Annotated in this window: 17 protein-coding genes; 9 read left to right on the top strand and 8 right to left on the bottom strand. The window is 33.8% G+C overall.

What is annotated here, in order from left to right:
• Positions 1 to 4: 4 nt before the first annotated feature.
• Positions 5 to 1,771 (top strand): ABC transporter ATP-binding protein, encoded by a 1,767-nt coding sequence (locus tag KQI41_RS01565; protein ID WP_154440111.1) that lies wholly within the window; start codon positions 5 to 7, stop codon positions 1,769 to 1,771.
• Positions 1,761 to 3,458 (top strand): ABC transporter ATP-binding protein, encoded by a 1,698-nt coding sequence (locus tag KQI41_RS01560; RefSeq protein ID WP_154440110.1) that lies wholly within the window; start codon positions 1,761 to 1,763, stop codon positions 3,456 to 3,458. Before KQI41_RS01565 ends, KQI41_RS01560 begins: the two co-directional genes overlap by 11 nt.
• Positions 3,459 to 3,730: 272 nt before the next feature.
• Here the strand turns inward: KQI41_RS01560 and KQI41_RS01555 are convergent, their stop codons facing one another.
• The 4 genes from KQI41_RS01555 to KQI41_RS01540 all read right to left on the bottom strand — a co-directional run bounded on the left by KQI41_RS01555 (position 3,731) and on the right by KQI41_RS01540 (position 6,652).
• Positions 3,731 to 4,018, bottom strand: a complete 288-nt coding sequence (locus tag KQI41_RS01555) for a DUF4491 family protein (RefSeq protein WP_154440109.1) — start codon at positions 4,016 to 4,018, stop codon at positions 3,731 to 3,733.
• A 141-nt stretch (positions 4,019 to 4,159) separates the two neighbouring features.
• Complete coding sequence (locus KQI41_RS01550) at positions 4,160 to 4,612, bottom strand: MarR family winged helix-turn-helix transcriptional regulator (protein WP_154440108.1); 453 nt, start codon at positions 4,610 to 4,612, stop codon at positions 4,160 to 4,162.
• A gap of 5 nt (positions 4,613 to 4,617) precedes the next feature.
• Entirely contained in the window at positions 4,618 to 5,604 is a 987-nt protein-coding gene (locus tag KQI41_RS01545) for a class I SAM-dependent methyltransferase (RefSeq protein WP_154440107.1), read from the bottom strand.
• A 187-nt stretch (positions 5,605 to 5,791) separates the two neighbouring features.
• Positions 5,792 to 6,652 carry a LysR family transcriptional regulator gene (locus KQI41_RS01540; RefSeq protein WP_154440106.1) on the bottom strand — a complete coding sequence of 287 codons (861 nt, stop codon included), beginning with the start codon at positions 6,650 to 6,652 and terminating at the stop codon, positions 5,792 to 5,794.
• A gap of 158 nt (positions 6,653 to 6,810) precedes the next feature.
• Here KQI41_RS01540 and KQI41_RS01535 point away from each other — a divergent pair, with 158 nt between their 5' ends.
• Positions 6,811 to 8,166, top strand: coding sequence for an MATE family efflux transporter (locus tag KQI41_RS01535; protein WP_154440105.1), 1,356 nt, complete (start codon positions 6,811 to 6,813; stop codon positions 8,164 to 8,166).
• Positions 8,167 to 8,311: 145 nt separating this feature from the next.
• Here the strand turns inward: KQI41_RS01535 and KQI41_RS01530 are convergent, their stop codons facing one another.
• Positions 8,312 to 10,246 carry an AraC family transcriptional regulator gene (locus tag KQI41_RS01530; protein WP_154440104.1) on the bottom strand — a complete coding sequence of 645 codons (1,935 nt, stop codon included), beginning with the start codon at positions 10,244 to 10,246 and terminating at the stop codon, positions 8,312 to 8,314.
• 123 nt (positions 10,247 to 10,369) lie between these two features.
• Positions 10,370 to 11,338 carry a helix-turn-helix domain-containing protein gene (locus KQI41_RS01525; RefSeq protein ID WP_154440103.1) on the bottom strand — a complete coding sequence of 323 codons (969 nt, stop codon included), beginning with the start codon at positions 11,336 to 11,338 and terminating at the stop codon, positions 10,370 to 10,372.
• Between the two features lie 337 nt (positions 11,339 to 11,675).
• Between KQI41_RS01525 and KQI41_RS01520 the strand changes: the two genes are divergently transcribed.
• Genes KQI41_RS01520 through KQI41_RS01500 form a run of 5 tightly spaced genes read left to right on the top strand, consistent with a single transcriptional unit; the run spans position 11,676 to position 17,256 of the window.
• The gene (locus KQI41_RS01520; protein ID WP_154440102.1) at positions 11,676 to 12,626 is read left to right on the top strand and encodes an ABC transporter substrate-binding protein; all 951 of its coding nucleotides are present in this window, start codon (positions 11,676 to 11,678) and stop codon (positions 12,624 to 12,626) included.
• A 24-nt stretch (positions 12,627 to 12,650) separates the two neighbouring features.
• Entirely contained in the window at positions 12,651 to 13,679 is a 1,029-nt protein-coding gene (locus tag KQI41_RS01515; RefSeq protein ID WP_154440101.1) for a FecCD family ABC transporter permease, read from the top strand.
• Positions 13,676 to 14,689: a FecCD family ABC transporter permease gene (locus tag KQI41_RS01510; RefSeq protein ID WP_216584683.1), complete on the top strand. Its 1,014-nt coding sequence runs from the start codon at positions 13,676 to 13,678 to the stop codon at positions 14,687 to 14,689. The genes KQI41_RS01515 and KQI41_RS01510 overlap by 4 nt, the downstream gene beginning before the upstream one ends.
• Before the next feature lie 15 nt (positions 14,690 to 14,704).
• The gene (locus KQI41_RS01505; RefSeq protein WP_154440100.1) at positions 14,705 to 15,535 is read left to right on the top strand and encodes an ABC transporter ATP-binding protein; all 831 of its coding nucleotides are present in this window, start codon (positions 14,705 to 14,707) and stop codon (positions 15,533 to 15,535) included.
• Complete coding sequence (locus KQI41_RS01500) at positions 15,532 to 17,256, top strand: ABC transporter ATP-binding protein (RefSeq protein ID WP_154440099.1); 1,725 nt, start codon at positions 15,532 to 15,534, stop codon at positions 17,254 to 17,256. The genes KQI41_RS01505 and KQI41_RS01500 overlap by 4 nt, the downstream gene beginning before the upstream one ends.
• 175 nt (positions 17,257 to 17,431) lie before the next feature.
• Here KQI41_RS01500 and KQI41_RS01495 read toward each other — a convergent pair whose 3' ends face one another.
• Entirely contained in the window at positions 17,432 to 17,575 is a 144-nt protein-coding gene (locus tag KQI41_RS01495; protein WP_154440098.1) for a hypothetical protein, read from the bottom strand.
• A gap of 187 nt (positions 17,576 to 17,762) precedes the next feature.
• Positions 17,763 to 18,344: a GNAT family N-acetyltransferase gene (locus KQI41_RS01490; RefSeq protein ID WP_154440097.1), complete on the bottom strand. Its 582-nt coding sequence runs from the start codon at positions 18,342 to 18,344 to the stop codon at positions 17,763 to 17,765.
• A 584-nt stretch (positions 18,345 to 18,928) separates the two neighbouring features.
• Between KQI41_RS01490 and KQI41_RS19360 the strand changes: the two genes are divergently transcribed.
• Positions 18,929 to 19,123, top strand: a complete 195-nt coding sequence (locus KQI41_RS19360; protein WP_216585893.1) for an IS3 family transposase — start codon at positions 18,929 to 18,931, stop codon at positions 19,121 to 19,123.
• Positions 19,124 to 19,133: the final 10 nt, after the last annotated feature.

The raw sequence follows: 19,133 nt of genomic DNA, 5'->3' as shown, positions 1-19,133 counted from the left end.
AACTATGAAAAATAACAAACAGAATCCTATTTCTTTATTGATGAAATGGTCTGGTAAAAATAAAGTGTATTTGTTTGCAGCAGTTTTATCTTCCTTCCTAAGCGGACTTTGTACCATAATTCCATACTATGGAATTTATCGCTTAATAGAAGCAGTATATATGAATACCTGTACAGCAGAGACACTTGTCCATTATGGAGTAATCATTACTGTAGGTATTGCTGGACGATTTATGCTATTTGGCATATCTGGTATATTATCCCACCGTGGAGCCTATAATGCTTTATTCAGAGTAAGGTGTATGGTGTCAGAACATATGGCTAAAATGCCCTTAGGTGTACTAAATGAGAGGAATACAGGAGAGATTAAGACTATACTTAATGAAAATATAGAAAAATTAGAGCTGTTTCTAGCCCATAATCTTCCAGAGTTTATATTCTATATTACTGGTCCTATTGCTATTTTCATCTACTTATGTACTATAAACCTGCCTCTTGCACTTATGAGCCTTGTACCAATGGTACTTGCCTTTGTAATTATGGGTGTAATGTTTAGTAATGCTTCGTCTCTTATGGATAAAGGGAATAAAGCCATTGCTTCTTTAAATGCTGCAGTTATTGAGTACATAGGAGGTATGAAGCTGGTTAAGGCATATAATATGGGAAGCAGTTCATTTAAGAAATATTCAAAAGCCGTATCAGATGAACATGAGGTATGGACTATAATGTCTAAGAAAATGGGACCGCCTTATGCCTCCTTTGTTGTTATTCTGGAGTGTGGAATTCTTTTTATGGTACCTATGGGTGGATTTTGGTTCTTGAAAGGTTCTATTAGTGCAAGTGTATTTATACTCTTTGCCTTTGTAGGCTCACTTTATTTAACGGAAATCAGACCTTTACAAGAGCTTGGTTCCAGTTTTGCACAGGTGTTAAATGCAGTTCATCAGGTAGATAAGATTTTGAAGGAGCCTATATTTTCAGGAGGAAGCTCATTTCCCAAAAAACATAATATTGAAATCAGAAATGTATCATTTTCCTACGATGGAGAGACAGATGTACTTCAAAATTGCAGTATAGAAATTGCAGATGGAGAAAGTCTTGCAGTTGTAGGTCCTTCAGGTGCAGGAAAAACCTCTCTTGTTCAGCTTATTGCTCGTTTTTATGATGTGACAAAGGGTGATATTTTTATAGGGGGTAAGAATATAAAGGATATTGATTATGAAGAGCTTCTCCAGAAAATATCAATTGTATTTCAAAAAAGCTTTTTAACTAGGGGAAGTGTTTTGGAAAATATTCGCATGGGAGAAAAGGCAAGTATTGAGGAGGTACGAGAGGCAGCAAGAAAGGCACAGATTGATGATTTTATCATGAGTCTGCCTATAGGCTATGATACTCTTGTTGGAAGCTATGGTTCCCGTTTTTCTGGTGGTGAAAAACAGCGTATTGCCATAGCAAGAGCAATCCTTAAAAATGCACCTATTCTTATTTTAGATGAGGCAACTTCTGCAGCCGATCCAGAAAATCAAGCAGAAATAGATATGGCAATAAAAAATCTATGTAAAGGGAAAACGGTCATTATCATTGCCCATCGCTTGAGTATTGTAAAGGACTGCCATAGAGTAGCTATAGTTGACAACCATACAGTTTCTTCCATAGGTACCCATGATGAGGTACTTAAAAATAGTGAATACTATTCTAAGGCATGGAAAGATTATAATGCTGCAAGAAATATTTCTTACACAATGAAGGGAGGCAAAGCCCATGCAAACTAAGGCAGTAATGAAGAAGAACCCAAGTTTCAGATTATCTATTTTGCTGAATCTTATAGAAGGACTGATTTCTGGCTGTAATTTTATTGCTATTTATGGAGCTATACAACTTCTCTGGTCAGATAGTATGGATTTCAAATCAATACTTATTCTAACAGCTTTTGTAGCTGGAATATTTATTCTTCGTTTGATTATTTATAGTGTTGGTTACACAAAGGGACAAATAGGTGGTGCTATGGTAAGTAAAAATATTCGACTATTTTTAGGAGATAAATTAAAAAGAATACCTCTTTCACGATTTACAAAAACTCAGACAGGAACCTATATCAATGGTACAACTGCCGATGTAAACAACTATGAAAATATTCTTACCCATAAAATAGGTGATATTTTGAAGAATATTGTACTTATGCTTATGGTTATTGTATATATAAGTACCAAGCATCTGCCCTCAGGCATGGTTTTACTGGCTGCATTTTTATTGCTTATTCCTGCATTGGCTTTGTCATTTTTATGTGTCCGTATCTATGGGAATAAAAAGAACATTATTTCTGTTGAAAACGTCAGCAGTATTACAGAATATATTACAGGAATACAAACCATGCGTGCTTATGGCTTTGGAGGAGAGAAAAATAAAACAGTTACTAATGCTATGAAGGATTACAGTGATATTAGCTTTGTATATGAATTAGTTGTAATTCCCATAGGTGTAGGATTTAATATCCTTCAATGGCTTACATTTCCTTTAGTTATTTTGCTTTCGGGAAGAGCTTGTCTTCAGGGAGTTATTCCAGTTGCCGACTTTGTGATGCTTTCTCTTATTCCCCTGTTTATATGTAGACTGAATGGTACATTGTTTATCGATTTGACTTCCTATAAAAATCTTATGATTTCAAAAAAACGTATTGCAGATATTATTGAAGAGAAGGAAGAAATTGCAAATAATAATGACTTTTCTCCTACATCCTATGAAATAGAGTTTGATGGTGTTAATTTTTCCTATGTAGAGGGAGAGTCTGTATTAAAAAATATTAGCTTTGTGGCAAAGGACAAAAAGCTTACTGCAATTGTTGGAGCATCAGGATCGGGAAAATCTACAATTTTGAATTTGCTTTCCAAATACTATACTCCTCACAATGGAAGTATAAAAATTGGAGGTCTGCCAATAGATAGCATAGCTTCTGAAAAAGTACTTTCTTATATATCACAAGTAGACCAAGATGTATTTTTGTTTAATGATTCAGTTAAAAATAATATACGATATGCAAGACCAACAGCAACTGATGATGAAATAATAGAAGCTTGCAAACTTGCAAACTGTCATGACTTTATTATGAATATGCCTCAAGGATATGATACACCTGTGGGGGAAAACGGTAATCGCCTTTCAGGGGGAGAGCGTCAGCGTCTTTCCATAAGTAGAGCAATACTCAAGAATAGCCCCATAATTTTACTTGATGAGGCCACAGCATCTCTTGATATTGAAAATGAGCTTGCTGTAAAACAAGCAATAGTAAACCTTTTAAATGCGGAAAGAACTGTAATTATGATTGCTCACACCCTTTCAGTAATCAAAAATGCAGATAACATTATTGTAATTGATAATGGTCAAGTAGTAGAGCAGGGAACTCATGAAGAACTACTGGAAAACAAGGAAAAATACTATTCCATGTGGAATGTGGGGGAATAAAAACACGAGAAAGTATTGAGATAAGATGACTTCATGGAAATTAGTAGATTTCCATGAAGTCACCTTTAACTCAAAGCCCCTTCAACTTTGTTATTTTACCTATTACTTATCTATCAACACCATCATCTCATAAAGATTTAAATGATAATATCTCAAACTTTAATCCCAGCACCTCTACTTTTACGGTATCGAATAAGATGTCATTAGTAGTTTGTAGGATTCCAACTATTCTGCCATGGAAACAAAAGTAACCGTGCCTAATGTTTCGGGGATCATTTAATCTTTTTAGGATTACTTGGAAACCATCCCTTTTCTACCCTCTTTACCTGTTCAAAAATTTCATGAATGCTCCATAGTAGGGAAAATCCAAGTACAGCTAAAAGAGATGATATAATTGTATTCTCTGAAAATAGGGAAAAACAAATGAAAACTAACCCTCCTATTAAAAATAAAGGCCAGGCTTTTACACCGATATAATATTCAGTTTTTATTACAACTGGATGCAAAATCCCAATTATTAAAAATGCTCCTACACCTATGATTACTCCATCAAAAGACATATATATGCTCCTTTCATAGTACCTACTACTGATTCTCACCTCCAGATAACTCCTCTTTTTTCCACCTCTTTAATTTTATTATCAAGTCCTTTAAAGTATGCCTGACTTTAAATCTCGTACAGTCCCTTTTTTATACATATTTTACGCATGATTTTGAATTAAATTATTTGCATGTTCTAAAAATCCCTTAATTGCCTCTAATTGATCACTAGGTAATCCTTCTACATAGTCAAATAAGGCTTTATCATGCAGATTGTGATATTTTTCATGATACTCATAGGCTAGTTGCCCCTTTTCTGTCAAAAATAATTTATGACGTTTTCTATCTTCATCATCCTGCTCTTTTATTACAAATTCCCGCTCCTCTAATTTAAGTAGGGTTTTATGAACAACAGCACGGGTAATACCAAAACGTCTGGCAATCTCTGAACTAAAAATACCTGGATAATCACCAATCATCTTTATAATATGGATTTCACCTCGATAAAAGATCATGTCCTCGCTTCCAAAATCCAATACATTTGTTCTGCTATTTGCAATATTCTCTGTAAGGGTAATAAAAGCATTTATAACCTCATTTCCTAATCCTTCCATACATACTACACCATCGCCTTCTTATAAAGATAACCTTGAAATCTCCCAGATTGGATTGAATGAACAAGTTGAAGTCGTCCCTTGTTCAATGCAGTTTCAACTCGATTTCTTGTTGGAGGAGGCTTAATCCCATTCATATAGCCTGAAAGCCAACCTAATATATTATCCTGAGTATAACCTTCTTTATCTGAATATCGTCCTATTAAAAGGAGATATCCGTTATCCAGTAGAGCGTCTGAGATTTTTGATATAAAACTATCTAAATCACCTGTGGCAAAGTCCAATATACCAGAAGCTATAACCATATCATAAGAGTTTCCAATCTCATCAGTATTGAAATCCCCCACCAAAATTGAAACTCTGTCCTCCATATTGTGTTGGCTAATAATCTTCTCAGTTGTAACTGCTACATTGGGAAATTCGAATACATAAGCTTTGCTGTTGAGATAGTTTTTAGCAAATTCAATTGCCAGTATTCCAGAACCTCCGCCTAAATCAAGTATTTTATACTTCTTGTTCATGTCCGTAAAAATAGTCTTAATTTCTGAAACAAAACTATCTACTCGACCGGTAGCGTACATTTCAGGAACAGTAACTTCTGCTAAAGTTGCAAAATCATATCCAATTCCAGCTTGTTTTTCAGAACCATACTTAACTTTGTTTCCAATATCATAAAGCGAAGTCATGGTTTCACGAAATAGAATTGTTTCCCCCATATAATAGGGACTTTTCTTTGATAAATATTCTGCTCCAATCTTTGTATTACAATAACTGTTGTTCTCTTTACCAATATAGTTACATGATAGAAGTGCAAGTAAAAGCAATTCTACATTTTGTTCATCATATCCTGTTTCATTAGCAATTTCTACTGCTGTTGTTGGTTTATCCAAGTAAGAAAAAATATCTAATTTTATGGATTCAAACAAAAGCTGTGCAGCTTGATATTGATTAAGAACTTGATAATAGATATTTGGAGTAATCTCTGTACCCAATTCAACACCCTCTTTCCTTTATTAGCTTTCGCTAATTATATTTGTATACATAGCATACAATTAAATTAATAATATGTCAACCATACAATTATCTTATATTAAACCACTAACTATTCTTTAATAAAATTGTTAACTCAAATACAATGATTTATTCTTCCATATCTCCTAGATGTGAATCCATCTTAAATTATACAAAAGATAATAGTTTATTTTTCAGTGTTTCTATTCGGTCCAAATAAGGATGATCCTTAGGATATACAAAATAATACTCAAGTGGTGGTAATTCATAATCTTCAATTGTTATAGGATAAAGCTCCCCCTTTTCAACTAAAGGTCTTGCGTAGGTGAAAGGCAGGAATGTATATGCTCCATGCTGAATCACCAACGGCACAACTCTAGATGCAATATCAATAGAAAGCCTATATGTATTCTGTTGGTAAAGTAAATCCTCAACATGACTTGCGAAAAGACTTGAATGAAATATATCAAGTGATTTCAACTGTCCAAAGGATATGCCATCTTCATATTTCCTCTTCCTATCAGCTCCAACAAGTACCAACTCATCGGTACACAAAAGAATTGAATCAAATCGACTATAATAACTCGGATGGTGTGCAATTCCACAGTCATATTTACCCGTTACCACACCTTGAATTACTTCATGTGAATGTTTTAGAAACAACCTTAATGTATAAGGAAGTCTCTGGTGTATGCTCTCACTGATAATGCTTTGAAGGTAAGAATCATAGTAAGCGTGAACAGCACTAACCATAAAGTAAGGTGCTTTCATTTTGACCTGGTTTAAAAGCAACTGGGCAGTAGTCTCTACAGTTAGCATTTCTTCAGCATATGCTATCAATTGCTTACCTGATTCGGTCAGTTCCAATGTACCATTTCCTCGAATAAAGAGTTGACAATCAAAAATCTTTTCAAGCTCCATAATGCGATTACTCACTGTAGACTGTGACAAGTGTGATATTTGTGCAGTATGTGTAAAATTTTTTGTCTGTACTACAGACAAAAAAGTTCTCAAGAATTCAGTATTCATTTTTACCTCCTATCGAAATTTTCGATTCCCATCATTAATTTATAGCGTTTGCACAATAGAATATCCATATATTATACTTTAATTAATCCTGACAATTGAAAATCATTATCACTATTATATCACAAATTGTCAGTGTAAATTATAGGAGATGATATGAAATGAAAGTAAAAAATTCAATTACAGAAGGTCCATTGGTGAGCGCTCTTTTCATATATTTTATACCCATATTTTTTGGAAGCCTCATACAACAATCCTACAGTTTTGCTGATGCTTTAATAATTGGACGATACGCTGGTATATCAAGTCTGGCAGCCATCGACGCGACATACGGATATGTAAAACTTCTTATCAACGTTTTTATCACACTTTCCCTTGGTGGAACCGTCTTAATCTCTCAATATTATGGTGCAAAAAAGTTTAAAGAAGTGGATGACACTGTGCATACTTTGATGCTGTTCGCTATTATCGGAGGCTTTATTATCTCTGGTGTGGGTTATATCTGTTCTCCCTATTTTGTATCATTGATGAATGTACCTGAAGATATTTATGAATTTGCCACTTCCTACTTGAGCATCTACTTATTAGGTACTATGTTCGTCTTTGTACTCAATATAGGTTCTGGTATACTTAGAGCAGTTGGAGATACTAAATTTCCCTTCTACCTGCTTCTAATTTCATCAATCATGAACATTTTTTTAGATTTATTATTCATTATAGGATTTGGATGGGGTATTCAAGGGGCGGCCTATTCAACTATATTCGCTCAGGGCTTTTCAAGTATCATGATTCTCCTACGCCTTTCCAGTGGAAAGAGTCCTGTTCAGCTATCTCTCAAGGGTCTGGGCATCAAAATGACTATTCTACTACCTATGCTAAAGCTTGGCATTCCTCTTGGTATACAGTCAGCACTCTATTCCATTTCTAACATCTATATGCAGAGAGGAATTAATTCTTTTGGTACAACTAGCATTGCAGCTTGGGCAATTAATGGTAAACTTGACTTTATAATCTGGTTGATTATCGACACCATTGGGATTACAACAACTACTTTCGTTGCACAAAATTATGGTGCAAACCAAAGTAAGCGAATGAAATCTTCAACAAGGTTGAGTATGTTCATGGGGATTACCATGGTAGGGTTACTGAGTATTGGCATCTATTATAGTGTCGAATATTTATCCAGTATGTTCACAGCCGATAATCATGTGATTGACTTGAGTGTACAGATGTTTCGTATGATTTCTCCCTTTTATGTAATTTTTATTATTAGCGAAGTGCTTTCTGGAGCAATCAAGGGAATCGGTGATACATTTAAACCCATGGTTCTGACTTTGATTGGAACATGTGGATTTAGAATAATATGGATTGTCTATATACTGCCTAAGTCATCTACAGTCATGATGGCCATACTTGGTTATCCCGTGTCGTGGATTATTTCAACAGTAATGTTCTCCATCCTATACTTTTTCACCAGTAGGGGACTTGCTAATTTCGAAGTGGAATCAACTTCATAAATATTATTCTCTCTTTAAAACTATAAAAGGTTTTCTAAAGACTGTTTCTCTTTAAAAAACCTTTTATTTTTCATGTAATTAATTCTTAACAATTAAACATTTATATATTTTAATTTTATTTAAAAACTTTCTACTCTACCATAAATTAGTCTTCTCCTGTAATTGAGAGTAAATTATCTACTATAAAATCTAATTGTCTACTTTGGGAATATAAATCATTATAATAGAAAAAAGCAAAATCTAAGGCAATGGTTCTGCCGTCAGCATAGGCTGGTATGGAATTCCATATAGTGGTTTGTTCAAATAGCTTTGGATCCCAATCAAAAACAATATAATCACCTACATATTGAGGTAAAACCTCTAAGGACAGATTTCTATGTTGATCTCCTCCTATAATTTCACTTTGAATAACATCAGGAGCCCTAAAACCAAGATCGTTATATATAATATCGCCTCCTCGTCCCCATTTATCTCCTGCTACTGCAACATCTATAGGATCACCAAAAAAAATACTAATTGTTTTATCCAGTATACCTTGCTTCTCTAAAACTACTTTAGATTCTTCTACTTTTTTATAATATTCTCTGATGGCACTTTCAGCTTCTGTCTGCCTGTTCAATACCTCCCCAAGAAAAGTTACTCGTTCTTCCATAGACATTTCAGTAAAAGGAATGAAAACAGTAGGCGCAATTTTAGAGGATGCTTCAAATTCATCCTTTACTACTGAAATAATTAAATCAGGTTCTAACTCCATAACTTCTTCTGGGTCCCACTTCTCGATTAATGTTGCATCATGAATAACATCACCAAATGCACTTCCTCCAAAAGCAGAACGTACGCCTACTGGTAAAACCCCTAATGCTATAACATCTCCAATTACATAATCTACAACAACTCTTTTAGGATTTACCGGAACTTCTACTTCGCCCATAGATGTACTAACAATTCTTGTTCCTTCCTCTGTATCGATTACCTGCTCTTGTTTTGTAATTAATCCTTCCTTATCTTGATTAGATGTGTTTGCAGGAACATTGGTACAGGCAGTTAACAAAAATATAAGACTTAAAGCTACCCCAATTACTGCTTTGCTTTTTATTTGTTTAAACATAGAGAATTCTCCTTCCATATTGTGTTTGCTTACGCTAACTAAGCTTTTTTCATTATATGGGATGGACAATATATTCTCCATTGATAAATTTCCCATTGTCCATGTAGTATTTTGTCTAAAATCACTAGGAGTTTGTCCAAATCTCTTTTTAAATTCTTTGCTCATATAAAATTCATCATAAAACCCTGTTGAGTTTGCTATTTCTCTAAAGGTAACATTACTGTTTTGAAGATAACTTTGTACAGCATTTAACCTTATTTCTTTTAAATATGCCTGTGGGCTACAAGAAAAACGTTTCTTAAACAAACGATTTAATTGACTTATACTAATACCAAATGAATCTGACAATAACCCTATAGAAATAGCTTCGCTAAAATGTTTGTCCATATATCTTTGCACCATGGACACAACATCTGGCTTAAAATTATCAGCCTTTTCGTTTAACAGTTCATTATAAATCTGATAAACTAATTGGTAGAATTCTGTCTTACCATAAAATAACCCTAAAGGACAAGGATTTATCCAAGCTTCATACATTTTACGAAACTGTCCTCCAAAAAATATCGGATTAGCTGGAGAATAACCATACTGTTGATTAAATAGATTAGTTTTCTCTAACAGTCTAATAAATTCTCTTTTATAAAAAGGTGGTTCTCCTGCTTTATATAGTATTATGTAGTATTCAAGCCAATTACATTTAGGATATATAGAAAGTTCCGTTCCTTTTCCAGCATGAAAAACTCCAAAACGTTCCACTGTATAAGAAATGTCGTTTAAAATTATCTCTGCCTTGCCCCCGTTGGTATAAAGAAACATACTGGTAGGTATGAGATAATTCTTAATGGCTTCCTCTGAACTTATAAGCTTATGACGTATATCAACTAAAGTAATTGCTGATTGCTCCCAAAGTCGTAAATCATCTGCAAAGTTTTCTTTGCTGAATTTTATTTTTTCTTCCTTATTATTCTCCATAAAAACAGCTCCTAAATAACAATTTATCAAATATAGTTAGTCTGTGCTAACTTGATTTATTATACCATATCTAATAAAATTTGCATATTTAAGGAGCCTATTCCTGAAAATTATATTAAGATTTTATAAGTTAAATGATTTTCTAAATTCACTAGGGGTTATGCCATGTACTGCTTTAAATGCAGCTGAAAATTTGGACGCATTTTCATAACCACAAAGTTCGGAAATATCTCGTATACTTAAATGATCAGCTGATAGAAGCTGCATTCCCCTTTTCATTATTTCAATACGAATATATTTATATAGAGGAATTCCATAAATATTTTTAAAAGACTCCCTAAGTCTACTTTCGCTCATTTCTGCAGCTTTACATAACTGGTTTATACTAGGAATATTTAATATATCTTTATCAATTAATTCTTTGACTTTATATATCTTTTGCTCGTTTTCCCAAGTGACATAATTACGTCTACTGGATCTTCTTTTTGGAATCTCAGGAAAGTTCCTTGCAATTGAAGATAAAAGATGTAAAACCATGCCTTCGTATGCCAATAGTGATATATCAGAATTTCTAACAGCCCATCTTATCTGCTCTAAAATTAACATTATATTAGGTGTGTTTAAATGTTGTGTTTCCCATAGCTTAGCATCTTCCACTCCAATTTTAGGAGCATCTTCACGACTTTTTATAAAAGATTGTATGAACTCATCATATACCAAAACACTTGTAAAACAATAATGTTCATTTTTAGAAAATGTAAAACTAAATGGTTTCTGAGGATTAATTATTATATGAGTAATTGGAGAAAGTTTTCGGGCTTGTTTCCCTTGTTGTGTATATATTATTTCTCCACAATCTACACAAAAAATCCATAAACATGCTTTATCAGTATTGATTTTATGTGTTATCTTTTTATCTGGTGTAAACCATGCGCTTGCAACAAATAATCCCTCTGAGGGATTCATTTCCGATATCCATCCGTTGGACCAATGAGGAGGAAAATCATACTTTCTTCCCTTGCCATAAGGACTGTTTGCAAAATTGTAGTTATTTGTCATATGACCCCAAGATAGTTTTTCGTACTCATTCATATCCTTTAGCCTCCAAATCCTTCATAATTAAAATTATATCTTTACTTTCTGAATATATTAGTACTCCATTTTGAGTAAGTTATACTCCTATATTTTGTAGAACTATATTAAGCTTTTTCTCATACTCATTATAATAGCTCATATATATACATATAATTTGAATCCTAATATCTCTCAACATATGATATAGCCTTTCTTGCAGCATTGACAGTGAAAAAGATAAATGTTATCATTTTCATGAGTTAGCCTTGGCTTACTTAATTATATCAAAAATATGACATAAGCGCTTATGTTATTTTTAAGATTCATAATAAATATATATAAAGGAGAATTCTATATGAAAAAACTTATAACCTTATGTTTAGCCATATTTTCAACCCTAATATTTGTTGTGGGATGCTCAAATACTAATAATGAGTCCCCAGCATCTAGTAAAAACCTTGAGGAAAATACTACTCGTGTTGTTAATACTGTAATGGGAGATATTGAAGTTCCTGCTAACCCTGAAAGAGTTGTTGTAAACTGGTATATTGGAGACGCTTTTGCCCTTGGACTAAATGTTGTGGGTCATTATGCGTGGGATCAAGAAACCATGCCTTTCTACGATAAATTTGCCAGTTCTACAAAAATTGAAAGTTGGGAACGTGAAGATGTTATGACCCTTGAACCAGATTTAATCATTACTTACAGTGAAGACGATTTCGAAAAATTCAATAAAATAGCTCCAGTACTGGTTATACCAGAATCTGGTATAAGCTCCATTAAACGAGTTAAAATCATTGGTGAAGCTACAGGAAAAAGTGCTGAAGCAGAGGCTGCAGTGAAAAAGTTTGAGACAAAGCTAGAAGATGCGAAAAAAACTTTTAACAGTGGTGATTTTGAAGGAAAAACTTTTAGTATCATGGAGGATTGGGGCCCTTCTGGAGATTGGAGTGGAGTGTATTATGAAACAGGTTCTAGAGGTGGAACTCTAGTTTATGAATATCTTGGACTTAAATATCCTGATAAATTGGCAGCGCTTATTCAAAAAACAGGGGAAGGTCGTGGTCATTTAAGTTATGAAGTTGCCCATGAGTATTTTGGAGACTACATACTATGGTGCCGACAAGAAGGAAAGGAATCTGAATATGCCAAAACAGACATATGGAAAAGTATTCCTGCTGTTGCTGAAGGTCGTTTAGTCGAAATACCAGGAAAATATCAAGGACTATTTTTTTACTCAGATGTTATGAGCTTGACTGCACAGCTTGACTATATGGTTGATGCACTTAATTCATTAACAAAGTAATTTACAACTGAAAGGAATATACACATGGATAACTTACAGCTTAAAAAACATCGATATGGCATGGCTAGTTTCACAATGTACATGTTTATAGGCCTTGGGCTTCTTATTCTTATGTCAGTAGCATCTATTTCTTTTGGTGCTGCTGATATGAGTTTGTCTACTGCCTGGGGAGCTATTTTTAAATTTAATCCAGATTTAACTGAACACCAAATTATTCAAACTTTGCGTATTCCCAGAACTGCTGCCAATATTATTGTTGGTTGTAGCCTTGCTATATGTGGTGCTATAATGCAGGGAACTACACGAAATCCACTTGCAGATTCTGGTTTAATGGGTATTAGCAGCGGAGCCACTTTCGCCATTGCCCTTTGTATGGCTTTTTTACCCAGTAGTTCCTATGGACAAATGATGCTTTTTGCCTTTGTTGGAGCTGCTATTGCTACTTTTATGACTTATTTCATTGCTTCTTTCGGTAAAGGAGGTATGACACCTCAAAGACTTGTTTTATCTGGAGTTTCTATTTCAATGCTTTTTGGTGCCTTTAGTCAGTATTTATCTATTAAATACAGGTTAGGTCAGTCTCTTGCTTATTGGACTGCTGGTGGTACTGCTGGTGCTAAATGGAGTGAACTTATAATTGTTCTTCCTTTTTTTGTTTTAGGTGTTATTATTTCTATTGCCCTTTCTCCTTCTATTACTATGCTTAATCTAGGTGATGATGTGGCAATAGGATTAGGTCTTAAAACTAAAACCGTTAAAGCTATATCTACAATTGTTATATTGATTTTAACAGGACTTTCTGTCATTGTAGTTGGACCCGTTGGATTTGTAGGTCTTATTGTTCCTCATATAACGAGATATTTGGTTGGAGTTGATTATAGGTATATTATACCTACGGCAGGCCTGTATGGTTCTTTATTTACTGTAACTGCGGATTTAGTAGGAAGGCTTATTAATAAGCCCTACGAGACTCCTATTGGTATTATTTTTGCTATAATAGGTGTTCCCTATTTTCTTTATATTTCAAGAAAACAGAGGAGGGAGTTTGAGTGATAAAACAACGTTATTCTGTTTCTCGCGGCATTATTATTAACATTATTATGTTATTTATTCTTTTTATTATAGCGGTAATAAGTATTAATTCTGGCAAGATGAATCTTTCTCCTTCAGAAGTTTTTAATGTAATCATGGGTAACGGTACTGCTAGAGAGAACCTCATTATTTTTGAGTTTCGTCTTCCTCGTATTATTCTATCTATTTTAGTTGGTATCGGTATGGGAACGTCTGGATGTATTATGCAGAGTTTACTTAGAAATGATATGGCTAGTCCCGGTACTCTTGGTATAAGTTCTGGTTCTGGACTTTTTGTTTTAATGTTTGTTGTTATGTTTAATACTCAAGGAATATCTTCTGCTATTGCTCTTCCCCTTCTAGCTTTTGTAGGAGGTATGACTGCTGCTGCATTGATTTTCCTTTTATCTTATAGGCGTGGAAGAGATATTTCTCATACTGGTCTTATCTTAACTGGAGTTGCTCTTAGTAGTGGTTACGGTGCTCTTACTACTTTGCTTACTCTAAAGCTTGACGACCATCAAATGGATTTTATACAGCGTTGGAGTGCTGGAAGTCTCTGGGGCGATAACTGGAATTACCTTTCTATTCTTGCTCCATGGGTAATTGTTCTTTTTATATATACTTTTTATAAATCAAGAATTTTAAATACCTTAAATCTAGGAAATCAAACTGCAACCGGATTAGGAGTATCTGTAAAACCAGAATTCTTAGGCTTATCTATTGCTGCTGTAGCTCTATCTTCTGGCAGTGTTGCTTTAGGTGGAAATTTCTTTTTCGTAGGTATGATTTCTCCCCATATGGCAAAAAAGCTTGTAGGCCCTAACCATAAACTTTTATTGCCTGCAGCATCTCTATCTGCAGCTATAATTATTTTATTGGCAGACACTATTACTAGAACCATAAGTCTAGGTACGGATGTTCCTACTGGAATTATTATTACTGTTTTAAGTACGCCTTATTTCTTGTATTTATTGGCTAAGGCAAATTAAGGAGGTTTTATTTATATGAATAGTATTAAAGCTGAAAAGCTAGACATTGCTTATGATGATACATTAATTGTTAAGTCTTTAAATATGGGGATTCCCAAAGGAAAAATAACTTCTATTATAGGGGCTAATGGGTGTGGTAAATCTACTATTTTAAAAGCCATTGGACGTATTCTAAAACCAAAAAGTGGACTAGTATATCTTAGTGGAGAAGATATCAGTAAATTATCTACTAAGGATATTGCTAAAAAAATGGCTATTTTACCCCAAACCCCAACTGCTCCCAATGGTTTAACTGTAGGTGAATTAGTAGCATATGGACGCTTCCCTCATCAGAGAGGTTTTGGTAATCTTACACCAGAAGATAAGAAAATAATTAGCTGGGCTCTTTCAGTAACAAAGCTTACTGAGTTTGAAAACAGAGAGGTTGATACTTTATCTGGTGGACAAAGACAAAGAGTATGGATTGCTATGGCATTAGCCCAGCAGACAGATTTAATATTGTTAGATGAACCGACTACTTATCTTGACTTGGCTCATCAATTAGAAGTTTTAAAGCTCTTATTTGATTTGAATCGCAATCAAGGTTGTACTATAGTCATGGTATTACATGATTTAAATCTTGCATCAAGGTTTTCTGATTATATGATAGCTATACATAAAGGAACTATCATAGAGCATGGCTCTCCTCAAAAAGTTATGACTAGGGAAGTCCTTAAAAAAACTTTTCATATCGATGCAGAAATTGTAAATGAGCCTAAAAGTGGGAGACCTGTTTGTCTTACTTATGATATTTTAAAAACTGTACCAATTATACCAAACTCTGAAATGAGGGCATTTGCACTATGAAAGTTATGCTAAGAGTATTTTTAGAAGCAAAGAAATATTGGTTTTATCTAATAATGGCTTTAGTAGCATTAATTATTTCTACTATAGCAGGCTTCTATGCTCCTTGGGCTCTAAGGGAGCTTACAAGTATTGCCATGGAAGGACATCCTGATTTTGCCTCTAAGGCCTTTAGTATAGGACTATTGCTGCTTTTAACTACAGCATTACAATCTGGTGGGGCATCTATTTCAGGATACTTAAATCATCATGCTGCTCTCCATTATGTGGCTGACCTAAGAACTGAACTATATACCAAACTTCAACATATGGGGCTTAAGTTTTTTAATAAAAATCGAACAGGTGATTTAACCAGCAGAGTAATTAATGATTCAATGGAAGCAGAAATTTTATTAGCTCATGTAATTCCTGACCTTGTTGTAAATATATTAACCTTCATAGGTGTTGGTATTCTCCTATTTACAATTAATGTGAAACTAGCATTACTGAGCCTGGTTACCATACCATTTCTTATAGCAATTACTCTATGGCAAAGTAAATATCTATCACCAATATGGAATCAAAACTCCAAAGTAAGAGGTGAGCTTTCAGGTACAGTACAGGATAATTTTTCGGGAATACGAGAAATACAAATATTTAACCAACAGGATACAGAAAAAAGAAAGATTTCCTCCCTTTCTCTTAAGCATACTAAGGCATATTTAAAAGCTAGTTTCTTTTTTGAAACTACTTATCCTCTTTTGGCATTTTTTACTGCTTTAGGCTCTGTTGCTGTCATAATCTACGGAGGCCTTCTTGTTGAAAGACAAGAAGCTACCATAGGGGATATTGTAGCCTTTATAATGTACCTTAATATGTTCTATGAACCTGTTAAAAGTTTTTCTAGTATAGCAGAAATGGCTGGAAATGCAGTGGCTGGTTGCAGACGTGTATTTGAAGTAATGGATGAAAGTCCAGATGTAAAAGAAGTACCTAATGCCAAAAAATTATCACAAGTTCATGGTAAAATCGAATTTAGAAATCTTTCTTTTAACTATACACCTGAAATAACTGTACTAGAAAATATCAATCTTATAATAGAGCCTGGACAAACTGTAGCTCTTGTTGGCACTACAGGAGTTGGAAAAACTACTATTGCAAGCCTTCTTAACCGATTTTATGACCCACATAAGGGAAGTATCTTTATTGACGAAATCGATATTAAAAATGTTACCTTAAAAAGTCTTAGAGATAATATAAGTATGGTATTGCAGGATACATTTCTTTTCAATGGTACAGTATATGAAAATATAGTTTATGGATGGAAAGATGCAAGCAAAGAGCAAGTAATACAAGCTACAAAAGCTGCAAATGCACATGAATTTATTCAAGAACTTGAAAATGGATACGATACAATAATAGGTGAACGTGGGATACGTCTATCAGGTGGACAAAAGCAAAGACTATCAATAGCACGTGCTATCTTACGTAATTCTCCTATCCTTATTTTAGACGAAGCTACCTCTGCCCTAGATACAAAAACAGAAAGAGAGATTCAGGCTGCTCTAGACAGAATATCAAAAGATCGTACTACTATTGTAATTGCACATAGACTATCTACCATAAGAAATGCAGATAAAATTGTAGTACTAGATGGAACAGGAATTGCAGAAATAGGAACCCATGATGAGTTGATTCGTTACCATGGTATATATTCTTCTCTTTACAATTCGCAGGCATCATAATCCAAGGGATTAATAATTATCTATGTAAAATTAATGGTGGCCAAAATGGTCGCCATTTCTTGATCTCTCTACAGATTAACAACATGACTTCTCAAATATCTGGTTCTTTATCACTATATATTTTGTATTGTCACATCCTTTCAATACCTAAAAAATAGACATCTCATTTTATCATTTACATATCATAATCATTATTTCTTAATACCATTTCAATCATGGATATTTCCCTCTCAGAACTTAAGTTGAATTTTTTCGCAATTAATAATATCAGAAGATAGCTGGATATTGCTTTTTCTATTTCTGCTTTACTGAATTCCATTATGATCCATCCTGTTCAAAAGGGTATGTTTCTTAATTCCAGGAATATAAAAAGAAGCTAATTAATTAGCTTCAACCATCATACTATTATTTCTAAATTCAGCACAATCTACATCTTTGGTATATTTTAATAATGTGCGACCTGTCAATTAAAATCTGCACCCCTTCTCCTGCAGTATGTTATTTTACTAATCCAAATTATAAAACCAAATAAGCTGTACTTCATTTCTATATTCCTGCTCATTGTAATAAGCATACTCGTCTATTGCGGATAGGACAGCACCTTGTTTATGATAAAATCTTATAGCTGGAACGTTGTTATTTTGGCACTCAATTTTGATTTGCGTAAATCCTTGCTCACGTGCCCAATTTGCAGCCATATCAAACAAAACCTGACCAACACCTTGATTCTTGTATTCATCATCGACCCGAATATCCCATAGCACAGCTAGGTCATCTCTACCTGAAAGCATGTTAACCCCTTCCGTACGTGAAACGACTGTTGCACCTCCAACAGGTCGCTTTTCATCAAAAGCCATAAAGAAAGTCCAATTTGAAATATCCCATTGCCTTCCCCACCTTGTTACACTCTTGTCTTCGTCAACGCAGAAATCCTTAACATACGGTTGGATAGGTGTTTCAATAAGATGAAACCCTCCTAGACCACGCTCAATTTTATCAACACGATAATAACTATAAACATGAACACGCATGGGAACCATATCGTATTGTTGAAGAAATTTTTGGTCAACTATCTTGTACACTATCATATCATTGCCCCCTTAATATGAATTTCATTCTTGCTTAATTCACACTCTCTACATCAATATAACCACATCTCAAACCCTAATTCCATCGTCAAAATTTGAATAAAGTTTTGCTTTCTCTCTCTTTTTGCCTATTTTATTCCTCAAATTCAGGTCAAAATTTCTGAATTAATAATATGAAATATACATAAAAAGTTTAAGTAATAAATTGAAATTAATATAGGAAAAAATAAAGAATAAAAAGATGAACTGTTTCCAGTCTTTTATATTGTATTTACCCAAAAGACTTTGTGCTAATCTTATACTTTCTTCAGTAATAGCAACAGACTGGGAACAATACCTGCTCTACCTTGGTTCTATTTGCTCTATAATAATCAATAAATTTGTCATAGTTAAGAAGTAATTCAAATGAAATTATGGACAAAACCATAACCGTGGAGGTGGACTTAGCATAATAAAGTAGACACAAAAATAAGAGAAAAATTTGAATATACTAAAAATGTTTGCAAAACACTGGACGTTTCAAGAGCTGGATATTATAAATATTAAAATCTTAAACCATTCAAAGGTGACCTGGAAAATGAAAAATTGAAAGAAATAATCAAAAAAATTTTGATGAAAATAAAGGTAAATATGGATCTATTCGTATAGTAAAAGTACTAGGGCAACGTGGAATTCATATAAACCATAATCGAATATCTAGATTAATGCGTAAAATGAATCTATGTCCTAAAGGAACCCCCTATCTTGCAATATTTATTGATATGTTTTCTCAAAGGTAGTTGGCTGGTG

The sequence above is a fragment of the Tissierella pigra genome (assembly GCF_018917845.1).
GTDB classification, from domain to species: Bacteria; Bacillota; Clostridia; order Tissierellales; family Tissierellaceae; genus Tissierella; species Tissierella pigra.
This window is presented reverse-complemented; position numbering and strand designations above follow the sequence as displayed.